General features: G+C 59.3%; 13 protein-coding genes and 3 pseudogenes. 10 read left to right on the forward strand and 6 right to left on the reverse strand.

The features are described 5' to 3' along the window. The first annotated feature begins 253 nt into the window (after positions 1–253). The 3 genes from EN853_RS08130 (at position 254) to EN853_RS08140 (ending at position 2,736) form a co-directional block, all read left to right on the forward strand. Positions 254–1,543, forward strand: a complete 1,290-nt coding sequence (locus EN853_RS08130) for an RsmB/NOP family class I SAM-dependent RNA methyltransferase (RefSeq protein WP_127859016.1) — start codon at positions 254–256, stop codon at positions 1,541–1,543. A gap of 94 nt (positions 1,544–1,637) precedes the next feature. Continuing rightward, the gene (locus EN853_RS08135; RefSeq protein ID WP_127859017.1) at positions 1,638–2,096 is read left to right on the forward strand and encodes a PaaI family thioesterase; all 459 of its coding nucleotides are present in this window, start codon (positions 1,638–1,640) and stop codon (positions 2,094–2,096) included. 4 nt (positions 2,097–2,100) lie between these two features. Next, the gene (locus EN853_RS08140; protein WP_127859018.1) at positions 2,101–2,736 is read left to right on the forward strand and encodes a 5'-methylthioadenosine/S-adenosylhomocysteine nucleosidase; all 636 of its coding nucleotides are present in this window, start codon (positions 2,101–2,103) and stop codon (positions 2,734–2,736) included. A 4-nt stretch (positions 2,737–2,740) separates the two neighbouring features. Here EN853_RS08140 and EN853_RS08145 read toward each other — a convergent pair whose 3' ends face one another. Next, entirely contained in the window at positions 2,741–3,058 is a 318-nt protein-coding gene (locus tag EN853_RS08145) for a hypothetical protein (protein WP_127859019.1), read from the reverse strand. 85 nt (positions 3,059–3,143) lie between these two features. On the opposite strand from EN853_RS08145, the gene EN853_RS08150 reads away from it, so the two are divergent. The 4 genes and pseudogenes from EN853_RS08150 to EN853_RS34505 all read left to right on the forward strand — a co-directional run. Then, entirely contained in the window at positions 3,144–3,626 is a 483-nt protein-coding gene (locus tag EN853_RS08150; protein WP_127859020.1) for a MarR family winged helix-turn-helix transcriptional regulator, read from the forward strand. A gap of 56 nt (positions 3,627–3,682) precedes the next feature. After that, a complete protein-coding gene (gene guaA / locus EN853_RS08155; RefSeq protein ID WP_127859021.1) occupies positions 3,683–5,245 on the forward strand; it encodes a glutamine-hydrolyzing GMP synthase in 1,563 nt (520 codons plus the stop codon). A gap of 117 nt (positions 5,246–5,362) precedes the next feature. Continuing rightward, positions 5,363–6,176, forward strand: a pseudogene (locus EN853_RS08160) (integrase family protein); the annotation flags it as partial. Further along, positions 6,173–6,311, forward strand: a pseudogene (locus EN853_RS34505) (DUF932 domain-containing protein); the annotation flags it as partial. The pseudogenes EN853_RS08160 and EN853_RS34505, both read left to right, overlap by 4 nt. Positions 6,312–6,437: 126 nt before the next feature. Here the strand turns inward: EN853_RS34505 and EN853_RS08170 are convergent. Both EN853_RS08170 and EN853_RS08175 read right to left on the reverse strand, forming a co-directional pair. Beyond that, on the reverse strand, positions 6,438–7,751 hold the full coding sequence (locus tag EN853_RS08170) for a type II toxin-antitoxin system HipA family toxin (protein WP_127859022.1): 1,314 nt from the start codon (positions 7,749–7,751) through the stop codon (positions 6,438–6,440). After that, positions 7,751–8,005 carry a helix-turn-helix domain-containing protein gene (locus EN853_RS08175; protein WP_127859023.1) on the reverse strand — a complete coding sequence of 85 codons (255 nt, stop codon included), beginning with the start codon at positions 8,003–8,005 and terminating at the stop codon, positions 7,751–7,753. Before EN853_RS08175 ends, EN853_RS08170 begins: the two co-directional genes overlap by 1 nt. A 131-nt stretch (positions 8,006–8,136) precedes the next feature. Here EN853_RS08175 and EN853_RS08180 point away from each other — a divergent pair. Beyond that, positions 8,137–8,874, forward strand: a pseudogene (locus tag EN853_RS08180) (GlxA family transcriptional regulator); the annotation flags it as partial. A gap of 466 nt (positions 8,875–9,340) precedes the next feature. Here the strand turns inward: EN853_RS08180 and EN853_RS08190 are convergent. The 3 genes from EN853_RS08190 to EN853_RS08200 are packed head-to-tail and all read right to left on the reverse strand — an operon-like array spanning position 9,341 to position 13,425. Beyond that, positions 9,341–11,434: a peptidase domain-containing ABC transporter gene (locus tag EN853_RS08190; protein WP_127859024.1), complete on the reverse strand. Its 2,094-nt coding sequence runs from the start codon at positions 11,432–11,434 to the stop codon at positions 9,341–9,343. Position 11,435: 1 nt separating this feature from the next. Next, on the reverse strand, positions 11,436–12,695 hold the full coding sequence (locus tag EN853_RS08195; RefSeq protein ID WP_127859025.1) for a hypothetical protein: 1,260 nt from the start codon (positions 12,693–12,695) through the stop codon (positions 11,436–11,438). After that, positions 12,688–13,425 (reverse strand): hypothetical protein, encoded by a 738-nt coding sequence (locus EN853_RS08200; RefSeq protein WP_127859026.1) that lies wholly within the window; start codon positions 13,423–13,425, stop codon positions 12,688–12,690. The genes EN853_RS08195 and EN853_RS08200 overlap by 8 nt, the downstream gene beginning before the upstream one ends. A gap of 101 nt (positions 13,426–13,526) precedes the next feature. On the opposite strand from EN853_RS08200, the gene EN853_RS08205 reads away from it, so the two are divergent. Together EN853_RS08205 and EN853_RS08210 are read left to right on the forward strand one after the other, a co-directional pair. Then, the gene (locus EN853_RS08205) at positions 13,527–14,873 is read left to right on the forward strand and encodes an insulinase family protein (protein WP_127859027.1); all 1,347 of its coding nucleotides are present in this window, start codon (positions 13,527–13,529) and stop codon (positions 14,871–14,873) included. Positions 14,874–14,884: 11 nt separating this feature from the next. Continuing rightward, on the forward strand, positions 14,885–16,183 hold the full coding sequence (locus EN853_RS08210) for an insulinase family protein (RefSeq protein WP_127859028.1): 1,299 nt from the start codon (positions 14,885–14,887) through the stop codon (positions 16,181–16,183). The last annotated feature ends 665 nt before the right edge of the window (positions 16,184–16,848 follow it).

Here is a 16,848-nt window from a genome sequence, read left to right on the forward strand (position 1 = left end):
AAGTGGATAGGCCAGGATGATTGCTTGTGCGATGCAGTTATTTTCATTAGAGGCTGTGCATGTACTGATGGAATTGTTACGGACCTTCTTGCGAGTTTGATCTTTTTATGTTGCCGGCCTGATTTTCCGGCACCGGCGGCCACGGGTCCTCGGCATGGTCCGGCGGGGTGGCCGAAATAGAACTGTTTCAATCTTGACCCGAAACGCTTTAAGAGCGGGCCGGAAGACAATTTGCAGGCAGCGGAAAGACGGGATGCGACTTGGCGGAAGGCTGGCGGCGGCCATCGAAGTTCTGGAAGACATCGGCCGGCGCCACCGCCCGGTGGCCGATGCCTTGCGCGACTGGGGCCTGTCGCACCGCTTTGCCGGCGGCGGCGACCGGGCGGCGATCGGCAACATCGTCTACGATGCGCTGCGCCGCAAGCGCTCTGCCGGCTGGGTCTTCGGCGAGGACACGCCGCGCGCCATCGGCTTCGGTGCGCTTCTGCTCGAATGGGGCCAGACGGCGCAGTCGTTGAACGACGCGCTCGACGGCGACAAGTTCGCGCCGCCGTTGCTCAGCGCCGCGGAATTGAAGGCGATCGCCGGGCGCCGGCCGGCCGATGCGCCCGATGCCGTGCGGGCGGACGTGCCCGACTGGTGCGCGCCGCTCCTCGAGCAGGCCTATGGCGATGCCTGGGTCGGGGAGGGGGCCGCTCTTGCGATGCGTCCGCCACTGGACCTTAGGGTCAACACGCTGCAGGCCGACCGCGGCAAGGTGCTGGCGGAACTCCAGGGCACAGGCGCGGCGGCCGCCGCGATCGCGCCGCAGGGCATCCGCATCCCGCCGATCGATGGCGACGGCAGGCATCCGAACGTGCAGGCCGAGCCCGCCTTCCAGAAAGGCTGGTTCGAGGTGCAGGACGAGGGCTCGCAGCTTGCCGCAGCGCTTGCCGGCGCCGAGCCCGGCATGCAGGTGCTCGACTATTGCGCCGGCGCCGGCGGCAAGACGCTGGCGCTTTCGGCCGAGATGGGCAATACAGGCCAGCTTTTCGCCCACGATGCGGAAAAGGTGCGGCTGGCGCCGATCTTCGAGCGTATCCGCCGCGCGCATAGCCGCAACGTCCAGGTCGTCAGCAAGCCCCCGGAACTCGCGCCGCTCACCGGTCACATGGACGTCGTGCTGATCGACGCGCCCTGCACCGGCAGCGGCACCTGGCGGCGGCGGCCCGACGCCAAATGGCGGTTGACCGACAGACAGCTCGATGCCCGCAAGGGCGAGCAGCAGGCGATCCTCGACACCGCGCAGGCCTTCGTCAAACCCGGCGGGCTGCTCGTCTACATCACCTGTTCGGTGTTCGACGCCGAAAACGGCGAGCAGGTCGCGGCTTTTCGCGAACGCCACGGCAACTTCGCGCCGGTCGACCATCGCCGGCTCTGGGACAGCCATTTCCCCGGCCATGAAGGCGCCGCGCGCATCGCCGGCGCCGGCGGCATCTCGCTGTCGCCGGCGCTCAGCGGCACCGACGGCTTCTACTTTCACGCTCTGCGCAAGGCCGCCTGACGGCAGCCGGCATTTTGCTGCGCTGCAACATAAGAGATTGCCTGTGCCGGCTGCCTCTGCAATAAGCTTCGCCAGCAAAGATGAGGCGAAGGCCATGGCAGCCAAGATCGTACCCGCCCCCGACTATGAGGAACGCGTCAGGGCTTCCTTTGCGCGCCAGAAGGCCATGGCCACCATCGGCGCGGAACTGACGCTGGTCACGCCCGGCATCATCGAGATCGAGATGCCCTATGCCCCCGAGCTGACCCAGCAGCACGGCTTCCTACATGCCGGTGTCATCTCGACCGCGCTGGACTCCGCCTGCGGCTATGCGGCGTTCTCGCTGTTACCGCAGAATTCCAGCGTGCTGACCATCGAATTCAAGGTCAACCTGCTCGCGCCGGGCAGGGGCGAGCGCTTCCTGTTCCGCGGCTCGGTAACCAAGCCCGGCCGCACCATCATCGTTGCCGACGGCCAGGCCTACGCCTTCGCCACCGATGGCGAGGCCAAGCTGATCGCCACCATGACCGGCACGATGATGACGGTGGTCGGCCGCGACGGGATCGAAGGGTGAATCCATGGCAGGCGTCGCGCGAATAGGGGGAAAATCCGTTCTCTTCGTCATGGCGGTGGAGGCCGAATACGGCCCGCACCTCAAGACGCTGTTCACGCCGCTGATGACCGGCGTCGGCCCGGTCGAGGCCGCCTTGCGGCTCGGCGCCAAGCTGGCGACGCTGAAGGCCGAGGGCGCGCTGCCGGATCTCGTCGTCTCGCTGGGTTCCGCGGGCAGCCGCCGGCTCGAACAGACCGAAATCTACCAGGCTGCGTCGGTCAGCTACCGCGACATGGACGCTTCGCCGCTCGGTTTCGAGAAGGGCGCGACCCCGTTCCTCGACTTGCCGGTGACGGTGCCGCTGCCGTTCGTCATCCCCGGCATCAGGAGCGCCACGCTTTCGACCGGCGGCGCGATCGTTACCGGTGCCGCCTATGACGCGATCGACGCCGACATGGTCGACATGGAGACCTTCGCCTGCCTGCGCGCTTGCCAGTTGTTCGGCGTGCCGCTGATCGGCCTGCGCGGCATTTCCGACGGCGCAGCCGATCTGAGGCACGTCAGCGACTGGACCGAATATCTCCACGTCATCGACGAGAAGCTGGCCGCTGCCATCGAATTGCTGGAGCAGGCGATCGGCGACGGCCTGCTGGGCGCCTGATGCATCAGACGGCAAGCCGCGCCGAATCACCGAAGTCTATGCGCGAAATACGCCCACGGGTGGCGCCGGTTGCTTCGACATAGTCGATCGCTCCCGGCGTGTGGTGGAGTTTCCACGCGCCGCTGGGGCCGTCTTTCCATTCGACCTTGTAGCCGTCGTCGAGCAGCGCCCAGACCCCATGAAAACGGGTGCCGTCCGGCAGCAGCATGTGCGCGCGCTCCGCATTTTCGTAGTGGATGAAGGCGCTCTTGCCGCCCATGTCGATGACATGCGTGGTTCCGATCATGATAATGGCCAGCGTATTCCTGTTCAGTATCGTCATTGTCCCTGTCCATGGGCTCGCGTTCAAAAGAGCCTCGACGGCGTGAATATCGTCAAGTATCTTGACTATATGGAGTTCGGATCAAGTGGTCAAGGAGCTTGACGAAAAACCCGAGGCGCTGCCCGATCATGTCGGCTGGCGGCTGTGGCAGGCGAGTCGTGCCTGGCACGCGGAATTTGCCGCCGCCATGCGGGCCGCCGGCCACGGCTGGTTCAGCGAAGCGCGCGCCGGGCTGCTCGGGCACATCCCCCGCAACGGCACGCGCCAGTCGGCGCTGATCGAGCGCGCGGCCATCTCCAAGCAGGCGGTTCAGCAATTGCTCGACGGGCTGGAGGCGGAAGGCGTGCTGGAGCGGCTCCCCGACCCGCTGGACGGGCGCGGCAAGCTTGTGCGCTACACGCGCAAGGGGCTGGATGCTTTGCGCGACGGCGACCGCGTCAAGCGTCAGATCGAGCGCGGCTATGTCGATCGCATCGGCCGGCAGCGGTTCGAGGCATTGATGGACGCCTTGCGCGCACTCGACGCGGGGCGGGCCGAAGCATCGGACGAAGCACTGGAACCGAAGTGAGCGGCGCGACCGCGCGACCCATTGCGTCGACTCGTTTCTTTCTCTAAAGGCTCGCCATGACGACAGCCAATCATCCCGACACCGTTCTCATCGTCGACTTCGGCAGCCAGGTCACGCAGCTGATCGCACGGCGCGTGCGCGAAGCCGGAGTCTACTGCGAAATCGTTCCGTTCCAGTCCGCCGCCGAAGGCTTCCGCCGCATCAGGCCGAAGGCCGTCATCCTGTCGGGCAGCCCGCACTCGACCGTCGACATCGGCTCGCCCCGCGCGCCCGACGAAGTCTTTTCCGCCGGCATTCCGGTGCTCGGCATCTGCTATGGCGAACAGACCATGTGCGCCCAGCTCGGCGGCAAGGTCGAGGCCGGCCATCATCGCGAGTTCGGCCGGGCCTTCCTGGAGATCGAGGACGATTGCGCGCTGTTCGACGGCGTCTGGGCCAAGGGAACGCGTCACCAGGTCTGGATGAGCCATGGCGACCGCGTCACCGCCATTCCCGACGGCTTCAGGGTCGTCGGCACCTCCACCGGCGCTCCCTTTGCCGCGATCGCCGACGAGGCGCGCCAGTTCTACGCCGTGCAATTCCATCCCGAGGTCGTCCATACCCCTGATGGCGCCAAGCTGCTCGGCAACTTCGTCCACCGCATCGCCGGCCTCGCCAGGGGCTGGACCATGGCCGCCTATCGCGACCACGCCATCGAGACGATCCGCAAGCAGGTAGGCAAGGGCAAGGTGATCTGCGCCCTGTCGGGCGGCGTCGACTCCTCGGTTGCAGCGCTCTTGATCCACGAGGCGGTCGGCGACCAGTTGACCTGCATCCTTGTCGACCACGGCCTGATGCGCAAGGACGAGGCGAAAAGCGTGGTGGAGATGTTCCGCCAGCACTACAATCTGCCGCTGATCCTAGTCGACGCGTCCGACCGCTTCATCTCGGCGCTCGAAGGCGAGGCCGATCCGGAACGGAAGCGCAAGACCATCGGCCGCCTGTTCATCGAGGTCTTCGAGGAAGAGGCTAAGAAGCTCGGCGGCGCCGATTTCCTGGCCCAGGGCACGCTCTATCCCGACGTCATCGAGAGCGTCTCCTTCTCCGGCGGCCCCTCGGTGACGATCAAGTCGCACCACAATGTCGGCGGCCTGCCCGAGCGCATGAACATGAAGCTGGTCGAGCCGCTGCGTGAATTGTTCAAGGACGAGGTGAGGGCGCTCGGCAAGGAGCTCGGCCTGCCCGAGAGCTTCATCGGCCGCCATCCCTTTCCTGGCCCCGGCCTTGCCATACGCTGCCCGGGCGGCATCACCCGCGAGAAGCTGGAGATCCTGCGCGAGGCCGACGCGATCTATCTCGACGAGATCCGCAAGGCCGGCCTCTACGACGCCATCTGGCAGGCCTTCGCCGTGCTGCTTCCGGTGCAGACCGTCGGCGTTATGGGCGACGGGCGTACCTACGAATTCGTCTGCGCGCTGCGCGCCGTCACCTCCGTCGACGGCATGACGGCTGACTTCTATCACTACGACATGAACTTCCTCGGCGCCGCCGCCACCCGCATCATCAACGAGGTGAAGGGCATCAACCGCGTCGTCTACGACGTGACGTCCAAGCCGCCTGGGACGATCGAATGGGAATAATTCAGGCCTACCTGAACGCCGCCTAAACTATGCCAATCTAAGGAATTGAAGATAAAAGAGAAATTCTGTCACGAAGCCTCAAAATTGCACTGACGGTACTTTTGGTGAGGCAGCAGAATGTTGACGGAGGCCGCTCTTAAAGCGCTGAAACCAAAAGAGAAAACCTATAAAGTTGTCGACCGTGACGGCATGTATGTTCGCGTCATGCCCAGTAGAGCGATCTCGTTCCGGTTGGATTACAGGCTCAACGGACGGCGGGAGACGGTCTATCTGGGCAAGTACGGACGGGACGGAATCTCGCTTGCTTGGGCCCGTGAGAAGTGCCTCGACGCGAGGCGCGCCATCGGCGAGGGACGATCGCCGGCAATCGAGAAGCAGCGCGAGAAACGTCGCCTGAAGGAGGCGAAGAGTTTTGGCGAGTTTGGGGAGAAGTGGCTCACCGCCCGCCGATGGCCGACAGCACGCGAGCGATGCGGCGTTCCATCTTCGAGCGTGAGCTTCTTCCGGTCTGGCGCAATCGCCTCCTGACTGTGATCACTCGGGACGATCTACGAGCCCACTGCGGCAGCATCGTTGAACGTGGCGCGCCGGCGACCGCCATCCATGTGCGAGACATCCTGAAGCAGATTTGCGGGTGCGCGATCCTCCACCGGGAGAAGGTGGCTAACTCGGCTGATGAAGTTGGGCCCGCATCGATTGCCACATTCGTGCCGAAGGACCGCTCGCTTTCGCTCTCGGAAATTCACGTGATGCTGAAACAGCTCGAGCACATCGCCACGCTTCCCATGATCCGCCTGGGGATGCGGCTTTGACTGCTCAGGATGGTGCGCAAGAGCGAGCTGCAGGACGCGGTCTGGGATGAGGTCGACTTCGAGAACGCGGTCTGGACGATCCGAAAGAACGCATGAAGCGTTCGAAAGCGCATAACGTCTAGACCACGAACTGGTCGAGGACGTTCAACGCATTGCGGGCAATGGCACTGGCGATACGCGGTGGAAGGTGCCCGGGGTGTTCGACTGGTCGACGGGGATCTATAGTTCCCGCCAAGGACACCACGACACTCTATGGCCACTGCTTCGAGGCTCCGCTCACTCTTGCCGGTGCCCGGTGCATCTGGCTTGTGCTGATGATGTCGGTGTGGAATGCTGATCGGGTAGCCTGAATTTCTTGTCCGAGCGTCGTTAGAGCTTGATCAGCGGGTCTCAGAGAGAAGAAGCATCGCGCGCTTGGCTATTGCCGACCTGACCGACTCGACGAGTTGCGCGGGAAAGTGACGCGGCAATTTGGAAATCACGACCTCGGCCCGCCTCTCAGCATTTCCGGCGATATCTTCGAAGATTTTGCGCATCAGGGATGTCCCCACGCCTGCAACCTCGGCGGTTTGCATGAAATGGCGGGGCATAATCTCATGCATCGAATAGTGCCGGCTCTTGCCGACGGACATCGCAAGCTTGAATTTCTTGCGAGGGATCTGCCCAGCGTCGAGGCTGGGCTGCGCGGTCAACACGTCGTAGAGCGGCGTCATGCGAAACCGGCCGCCTGGACCTAGAAAGATGCTGAAATTCTTGGCGTGGCCATCGGTCGCGCCGATCAGCCAGAATACGATGCAGGCGCGAAGAAAGACCACGATGTCGTTCTCGGGCCTGTCACTGCCTTTCAGAAGCTCGATAATCTCCGGCATGCCGGGACCGCCCTCTGACTGGTACTTGCGAGTCGGCGGGACCGACAGCGCTTGACACATGTCCTCCTGCGGCAGGCGCAGCAGCCGGCCGTCCCTGGCCCATAGCCGGTCGAAGCGCTCGACGATCAGCGTGCGGCGCTCCCCGAAATCAGCGATCTCCGTCTTGGCGGCAGGAACGCCGAACGCGTCAAGCAGCTTAAGGCAAAGATACTCGTTCTCAACGCTATTGGAGAGGTCGATGCCATTGGGCAGCCGGCCGATCTGCGGTTTCAGAATGTGGGTGGTCGCCGCCGTGCCGACCGGCTTGAACCAGCGTCCATCCTTGCGCAAGAGCGCCGTCTTTTCCTGGGCGCCGGCGATCGAGATGCGGAAGTCTTCATCCTCGCCGAGGCCGAGCGGTGCCGCCGCGAGGTTTTCGATTATTTCAGCGATGTCTTTTTTGCTGACTGGCTTGCCGTCGCTGCTGCCCGGACTGCCAGGATCGATACCGTCAGGCAGGAACTGCAACGCTCCGACGCAATCGTGGCCGAGCGCGGCGAGCAGGCTGTAGGCATCGGTACCAGCCGCGCCGACACGTTCGGCCACGCGCTTGCGGATCGCTTCATTGTCGGGAAGCAGGTTGTCGAAGACGTTGATCACAGGCGCGCCGATATAGCGGTCCTCCCGCAAAGGAAGCGAGAGCGACACCGCGAAAGTACCGTGCCAGTCCAGCCATTCGCGGGCGTATTGGAAGTCCACGGCGCCGGTTGATTGCCTGCGCAGCACGCCCACCGGGCGCCCGTTCAGGAAGACATTGAGCGGTGTGTGGGCCGATCGCCGTGCCATCAGAAAAGGTCCTCGATTTCGGCGGCGCTGCTTTTGCTGCGTGGGCGAACGATGAGCTCGAGGTCGAGGGCGGAGAGAGCGGCCATCAACGTGCTGAGCTGCACGGCTGGCGCGCCGGCTTCAAGGCGTGAGATCGTAGCCTGGCGCAGGTGAATTTGATTGCCAAGCGTCTCTTGCGTGAGGTCGGCCTGCCGGCGGGCGCGGCGCAGGATGGCGCCGAGTTGCTTTTCGTTGCGAGCGATCTGGTCGGTCATGGATAAGCCTCCAAGGCTCCATATACGCATTCGCGTATGAATTGTCAATATACGCGATAGCGTATATGCGTTATGCATACGCAAACGCGTATAAAAGGCAACTATACGCAATCGCGTATGGTGTCCGCTATTGCACCGGCATCAATGTCGAGCGCTATTCGAACAGGTCGGCTTTTGCCTGGTTGCGCGAGGCACATGATTGCGGCGTTGCGATCGGCGGCCTTTGCACCGGTGCGCATGTGCTGGCGGCCGCCGGTTTGCTCTCCGGCAAACGCTGCGCAATCCATTGGGAAAACCTGCCAGGCTTCGCCGAGGCATTTCCGAATACGCAAGTGTTTGCCGACCTTTTTGAGCTCGATCAAGACATCTACACCTGCGCCGGTGGCACGGCCGCTCTCGACATGATGTTGAAGCTGATTGGCGATGACTTCGACGAATCTCTGGTCAGGCACATATGTGAGCAGGTGCTGACCGATCGAGTGCGCAGCGCAAGCGATGGCCAGCGACTTCCTCTGCGCGCACGGCTCGGCATTCAGAATTCAAAAGTGCTGACCATAATCGAACTGATGGACGCCAATCCGTCCGAACCAATATCGATAGCCGACATTGCCAAGCAAGTCGGACTCTCGCGGCGACAGATCGAGCGTCTTTTCCTTGATGAGATGGGGCGTTCCCCCGCCCGCTATTACTTGGAGATACGCCTCGAGCGCGCGCGGCATATGCTAATTCGGTCGTCCGTGCCCATAGTCGAGGTTGCCGTCGCGTGCGGCTTCGTTTCGGCATCGCATTTTTCCAAATGCTACCGCGAACTCTACGCCCTCACGCCGCAGCAGGAACGACTGGAAAGGAAATATCCCGCCGCTTCATAAGGGTCACCAGATTTGCCTGGTTCGGCGAGGCAGTTTGTGCGTCTACGGGCACCGCGCCGCGCATGCACAGGCAACCAATCCGGCTGACTTGAGATAGGGTTTGCCAAAGGCCGTTTTGACGCGCCGCAGCCACCGAGCGCTACGGCGCCTTTGCCCAGGCACTCGGGCGACGGTTGTCGCGGGGACCGCGGTTGAGACAGGAAATCCCCCGGGACGCCGATGCGGCGCCGCCGCAGGACGAAGGCTCAGATGGGCAACCGCAGGAACGGACACCGCAATAGGCCTCTTGGTCTCTTGAAGGCGTTTGGCGCAGATCGGGGAGCCCTCCCAGGTAGTCAAGGAGCAATTGGTGGCTCCCGCCCGAACGGCGAGCCAATTCAGGCCAGCGCCCGCCGGGGATGCGCTTCGTTCCGCTACCCAACGTGCATCAGGCTCACCGCAAGTCGCCTTCGGAGATTCTTAGAATCTACTTGGGATACCGGGGTCGGCTGGAGTCGCCACGTGGCTGTAATTCCCAAACCGTGTCACAATAATCGCCGATGCGCTCTGAATGGGACGCGAATATGACGGTTTTGCCCAGAGCTTTGAGGTTCCCCAGCAACTCTCGTTCGACCACCTCGTTCAAATTGGCGGATGCTTCGTCGAAGACTAGAATCGTCGGATCCCTATAGAGGGCCCGCGCGACGAGCAGACGCTGTTGTTGGCCAGTTGACAGGTTAGCTCCGAGATCCCCAACCAAGCTTTGGTAGCCCAACGGTAGGCGAACGATGTCATCATCGATGCAGGCAATTCGACAACAATGCTGCACGCGACCGACGTCGAGAAGATCATCGAAAAGAGATACGTTCTCAAGGATGGAACCGCTGAAAAGGAGATCTTCCTGCAATACAACCCCCACACTGTTGCGCAGGATGGCGATGTTGGCCCCGCTGAGCGGTATGTCGTCGATCAGGACGGTACCATCGTCCTGATCAAGCACCCCGAGAATGATCTTCAGAAGAGTCGTCTTTCCCGAACCAGTCGGACCTTTGATATGGACAAAGGTGCCACGGTCCGCCAGAGCGGAGAAGCCCTCAATCACCGGCTTCTTCTTGTTGTCGATCCAGTAAGCCAGATTCCGTAGCTCGATCTTTCCTTTGAACCGAATGAACTCGCCGATGTCTGGGCGCTGATGTTCCCGGCTTTCGATTGAGAGTACCTCCAAAAGTCTTTCCTGGTGCACGCGGATGTTGAGCATCTCGCTGAGCGCATCAACTAGACTCGCGACCCGCTCGTCGAGAAATTGTCGGTAGGAGTAGAACGCGTACATCATGCCGATCGTCATCGCGCCTTGCATGACATCAATGGCAAGAAGATACAGAACGACAATGACCTCCACCGCCTTCAAGAACTGCATGAGCAGGGAGTACCGGAGGCCGAAAAGTCCTAGTGAAAAAAACGAGTTCGTCGCCCTGACCGTGCGATCGATCCCGATCGACATTCTATTGGCTTCGATCCTGTTCGCTTTCACAGAAGTGATACCCCGCATGGTCTCGACAAAAAACGCTTCCTCGTTGGCGACGTCGACGATCTGGGTATCTTGAAGCATCCGAGCCTTTTTCATGAGCAACACTCGGATAGCAATGACGCTGAAGTTCACAAAAAGCACTACGGCCCCGGTGATGGGGTGAAGCATAAATAGAGCAACAGTGATTACAGCGACGAATAGAGCGTCCGAAATCACCGTCCCAATCGCCTTGATGACGTAGTTCACGAAATAGGTAAGCGAGTTGTACTGAGCGATGAAGTTTCCGAGCTTGCGACGCTCAAAGTAATTCCACCTCTTGCTCATGAGGCGCTGCAAATATTTGTAGGTCGCCGAAATGCGGGCCCCTGCTGAATGTTTGAGTAGATGAAAGCCCTGTATGTAGGTTGCAAGCGCTGACAAAAGGTTGGCGAACAGGAATGCACCAGCAACGACGAGCAGGAGGTCACTGTCGCTCTTCTGAATCACCTGGTCGACGATGATCTGTACCGCGAGGGGCGAGATCAGCGAAAAGACCAGGACAGCCAGTGAAAGCGCTACAAATTGAGCGATTGGTCGGGTGAAAGCCCGCAGGGGCAGCAGCGAGTCCACGAGTTCGGTGGGGTGGCTGGCGCGACCTTTCTGGAACGTTGGGTTTGGTACCAGTTCAACAGCAATCCCGGTAAACGACCTCGAAAACGCATCCATGCTCACACGCCGACGGCCGCTTGCGGGATCCGAGACGGTGATTTTCTCTCCTCGAACACGTTCGAGAACGATGAAATGATTGAAGCTCCAGTGAATAATGCAGGGCATCTGGAGATGTTTCAACGAATGCAGCTCCACTTTGACCGCCCTAGGGAACAGATCAAGTGATCGCGCTATCTCGAGAAGATCTCGAAGCGTTCCTCCGCGGTTGAGAAAGGGAAAGCGAGAGCGCAGTTCGCGCAGACTGATGGAAAGCCCATGGTACCGGGCGATCATCGTCAGGCACGCCAAGATACACTCCTGGCTCTCGGTTTGCTGTATTGGCTGGATCGTCGCGCGGGAGAACATGCTAGAGATCTATTCGTGCTGACAACTTGTAAAGTGGAGCAAAAAGTAGTTGCCAGAACGCAACGGATTCTTTCTTGATGTGGATGTCCACTGGCATGCCAGGTATCAGGTTTTTCCTAACTCTGAAGGAGTTGATGGAAGACGGCGTCGGCTCGATCACAATTCGAAACAAGGGGTCGACAGGCAGGTTCTTGCTGAATTCGATGCTTTGGTTCGGCACCTCGCTCAGTAACTTCACCCGGCCCTCGATGAAGCCGTATTCATAGAACGGATAGGCCGCGACGCCAATTTTTGCCGATAGCCCATCTTTCAATCCGCCAATTTGGCTTGCAGGAAGGTCAGCCTCGAACAAATAGAGCTCTGATCCGGGGGCGGCCGCATCAAAGAGAACATCACCGGTGCGGACGACCTGCCCAATCGAAAAGCCACGAGGAATCAGCGTGCCGTTCAGCGGCATGGTCAGTTCACTTGTTTCTAGATCAGTTTCGGCCTGAATAGTGACATTAACGTCGGACAGCGAGTTCTGGACGTCGAGAAGGGTCTTCTTGTATTCTCCGTCGAGTTGCGTCCGTTGAAGGGCTAATTCACGCCGCTGTCGATCGAAGTCCGCGATACGAATCTCCGCTTCGTTCAACTGCAGTTTTCGCTCGACGAGGCGGTTTCGCGTGAGCTCGACCTCCTCCTTTGGAACGATACCCTTTGAAAGCAGGCCCTCCCGGTCAACCAGTTGGCGCTCATGTCTTGCTATTTCGTCCCGATAGACCGGGAGCAAGGCCGTAACCTTTTCCGACATTTGCGTTAGCGAGGTGTCCATCCTCGCGATCTGCGCGGTTCTCGCCGTGTAGTCGGTAGAGATATCGGCAAGTCTAGCCTCAAGCCGTTGTCGCCTTTGAGCAAGCTCGGCCTTGCTGAACTCGATCTTTGGCCCTCGCCGTAGCGCTACTAGATCCAAATTCCGTATGGACGCTATCTGTGTGCCGGCCCGCACCTGGATGGGATCTCGCTCAGAGATGATTTGCGTCAGCACGCCCCCTTGATCTGCCAGGATCGGCAACGTTCCATCTTTGGCACGCACAACACCTTTTGCGGAAACGCCAATCGAAACCTGAACGAACATGGCGCCTGCGCACAGTGCAGCAACGAAGAGAAACAGAGGCAGCAGGCCTGACCCCTTGTTGAGCCGGCGATCAAGCAATGTCGTAGAAACACTGTTTTCGATCGCGGCAGTCGCTTCTGCCCGGAAAAGAGTCCGCTCATTCATGGGCGACGCTTTTCTTCCAATCGTCCCACATAAACCAATAGGAGGGCTCTTCGGCTACGAGCCGCTCGAGCATACGAACCGCGGCTCGCATGCAGGACGAAACGAAACGGTCGCGCGGAATTCCCGTCGGATCGAGAATAGACGCAAATGTCACCTCACGTCTTGCGACCGAGCAAGGCTCGAATAGGACGACGATCGAATTTGTTATATGCGCGAGCTCTGCCCAGCCCGAGGCAAAGCCGATTTCGCTTCCGAGGAAATTGCATCTATGTGTTCTGTCCGAGCGGTCGGTAACGTCGAACAGGACGAACGCGTGGGCACCTTTTTCGATGGCCTTGCAGACGTCGAAAAGCCCTCTCCGTTCCTGAATACGAAAAACTGAAATAGATCTGGGGGATATGCGCTGAAGAGAACCAAAAAGCTGGTCTTCGCCCTCCCAAGCCTCGCCTCGGAACGCAACGAACCTGGAGTCTTCGGGAAGAGAGTGAGCGATCCTGTTGAAAGACCTGAAATAATTCCCCCAATGCGCGGACACGAAGAAAAGTGTCCGTTTCAAAGGTAGCGCGGGCTCCAGAAAGAGCCTCGTTTGCCGGCACCCAGAGGTTTCGCGGATCAACTCGATGCGCTCGGCACAATCTTCGATGTAACGCTCGTTTGCAGCAAGCTGAGCAAGGTGCTTACGTTTTTGGAACGTTCTCTCACCTGCAACTCTTGAGAGAAATCCGATCATCGCATAAACATCTCCGATGGCAACTTAATGCTACTCATAGATGTAGAGTCGTCGAAATACAATTGCGATTGCGGGGCGTCCCGACACCATGAGGCGGCTATATGTGTGTGGGCCGCGGTGGGCATTTGAACGTTAGAGAGTTGCCTTTGCTAATCAGACAGGCGCTAAGCACGTTTTTCAAATCTCGTGGGCTTGAAAGGGTCCCCGCTGACGTGCTGCTCCTATACCTTCCTGAACCGTCACTACGAGGCTTTTTCGTTCACCAATGGTTCCCAGTAGGATCGATGCATGGGAACTCCAGTGCGGTTGCACATTTGGTTGAGCATCTCGCGTTTGAGGCAGCACGCCGGAAGGATCGCCTATTTGATCATGAATCCGCGAACGCATTCACGTCGTACCTTTGGACTCGTTTCGACGTTGCCGTCGATGCGGCAAATCTTGGCTCCGCATTCGCTTTTCTTTCCAGATTGCGAGCGCCCTTTGATATTGAGATGGCGCTTTTCGAGCGCCAAAGAGATATCATCCTGCAAGAGATAATGGAGCGGGAACGTCCATCGTCCGCAGCCGTTCATCTGCGCGGTTTCGACCAGCGTTTTTTCTGCGGCACCCCGTTCGAAGACTGGCCGATCGGTAGCTCCGACAGCGTGTCGCGACTTAGTTTGAGCGAAGCGAGCAATTTTCATAGCCACTATCAGACGTGCCGCAGACTAGTCGTCGCAACGGGACCGGCAGACTACCGGGACGTGATCGCGGTAGCGAAGCGACACAATCCAAACATCGATACGAGACTTTTGCCTTCCGGTGGTGAAGCAGTCCCGACTCGGCAAACCGATTCTTTCGAACCTTTCCCGCCAACAGCCCTGAATCTCGACATTTCCCCCGGCAGCGATTTCATTTCTTTGGCTGTTCATGATGAGCAAACGGTCTTGCCACGGCTGATCTACAGGGCGCTGTGGTCGCTTCCCGGTGAGGGAACAGACCATCTGACGCTCCGCAATATTCTGGGAGAGTTCATAGCTAGCCGGATTCCCGGTAGCCTCGCCTTAGAATTGTTTGAAGCAGGGTCGGTTGTCCAATATGACTCCTCCACCGAGCTAATCGGGGGCGGAAAGCTGCTCGTCACGGTCGAGGTTGTCATTCGAGATGAGAGCAAGGCGGAAGCGACCGTTCGGTTTATACAGGACTACTTGCGAATGGTCAGCGAAACGGGTCTCGACGACGAAGCGTTTACGCGGCTGCAGCGCCGGCAAATTGGTCAACTGGCTGCGAGAAGCCAGGATCCCAGCGCGGCGGCTGTGCACTTGGGAACTGAAACGATCCTCTTCGGTTATCTGGCGGCATCCACGCAGAAAAAACGCGTGGAAGAAATGAAGCTTGCGGGCTTCCATCGCCTTTCGAAGGCGATGTCTTTTCCCCTTCGTGAAGGGGCACTAATCTTTGCGCCATAGGATGCAAGCTAATGATCAAATTTGTCACTGCGCTAGCACAAAAGCTTGCTCGGCCCTACCCCGCAAGCAAGCCGCTCAAGAAGCACCCGGCGATTGAGGCAACCAGTGAACGTGCGATTCCATTTCTTCTGCAGCCGCTCGAAGGGGCCAAGACAATAGCGATCGGCTTTTGCTTCGCTGGAGGGATGGCGCACGATCCCGTAGACGGCCCGCAGACATCGATGTCGGCGCCTCGAGCTCTCATCGACTCTGCAATGCGGCGCACAAATCACCAACTAGCCGAAAAGCTGAAGGACTTGCAGGCGTCCTTCGTGCTCAAGAGCGAAGCGGAAGCGGTGGTCGGTTGTGTTGCCGGCCCCCCTGCAAATATTGACGAGATCGTTCGTTTGTCGAACCAAGTTCTAACGAGTACCGACATCCCTGCTGAGGTTCTCGAAGACGTGAAGCGTTTGCTGGCGGCGCAAATCCTCGAGCAGGCCGAGGATGTCGATACCAAAGCTCAGGAAAGTTTCCTCTCGGCCTTGTGTAACCCGCATCCATACATTCAGGCATTACTCCCCGAGGCCAGCCGCATCGAGCAGATTTCGGATGCGGATATCGCAAATTGGATCCGGGTAAACATCGTATTGGCGCGCTTGCGGATTTGTATTGTAGGCGATCTTGAGACCACGAGTGCAGGACAACTCGTTGATCGACTGTTCGAAGGTCTGCCAACAGGGAGCATGGTGGACAAGCTACCACCTGTTCAATTCGTGGCCTCCGCGAAGGAGCCGATTTTCTTGCACCACGGCGGCGAGCCACAAGCATTTGTGGGGATCGGTGGCAGAAGCGCCGCCGCGTCCAGGCCGAGCGATTGGCTCGCTGTTCGGATGCTCGCTCACGCTCTGACGGGGGACGACAAATCCCGGCTCTTTCGCGAGATCCGCGACACCCAAGGCGTGACCTATGGCCTGCAATACCGTTTTGATTTCTTCTCTAGCACAGGCTTTTTCGTGGTTTTCGGGTCTGTTTCCAAGCAGAAACTCGCAGAAGTGCTCTCTGCTATAAGAAAAAGCGTCCGGGGGTTCGTAGAGGAAGGTCCAACGGAAGGAGAACAACGCTCGGCACGTGAGGCGTTCTTACGGCAAGTCGAACAGTTGAACCATAATATTGTAGAATTCGCCTATCAATTGACTACATTAAGGCTATTCGGGTGGTCCGTGGACGATATCAATGCGGTGGAATCTAGAGCAGCTGGTCTTTCACTATCCGATCCAAAGTACCTGCATTTGTTAATGCCCGAAGAGCCGCTACTTGTGATAGTAGAATGATATCAAGATCAAGCCGGCGAATTGAAGAATCACTTCTGGCCCGAAAAAGCTCCGTTCAAAACCAGTCGGCTAAGAAAAAATAACGTCACCAGAGCAAGTAGCGCCACCGGTTCGGTAATTTTGCCTGTAACCGAGACATAATGCGACGCAAAATTGACGAATCCGTAGGTCGCGAACCCATACATTAAGGAGTCGGCTGCAGATCTTACTAAAAATTTCAACTTTGTCGGCCTCATAAAGTTGCTATGCAGACCTAGAGGCCTGCACAGCAATTGTTGATCAAGACTCAGGACCGGCCGCCTCGGCCGCCTCCACCGCTGCTGAGACCGCCGGAGAAATACCCTGCAGCAAATCCGCCTGCAGCGGCAATTCCCACAGTTCGCATGTCGCCGCCCGCCGCTTGTGCGGTAGCGCCCCCCCAGATGCCGCCAATCGCCCCGTCTCGCCAGCCGCCAGCGCCGCTGACTTCGTCAATTTCTGCATCATTCAAATCGCGGATTGCTTGTACCGACATGATATGCTCCTCGCTTCGATAGGTTGGCTAAAATCGACGGTTACCTTTGACCGCATCCGTCCGGCGCGAAACTCGCCCATAACGGGCATACTGTCAATATCCCACCACCTACGGTTTTGGTGGATGACATTCACTTTTAACGCGCCCCCTC

Source organism: Mesorhizobium sp. M1C.F.Ca.ET.210.01.1.1 (assembly GCF_004791585.1).
Lineage (GTDB): Bacteria > Pseudomonadota > Alphaproteobacteria > Rhizobiales > Rhizobiaceae > Mesorhizobium.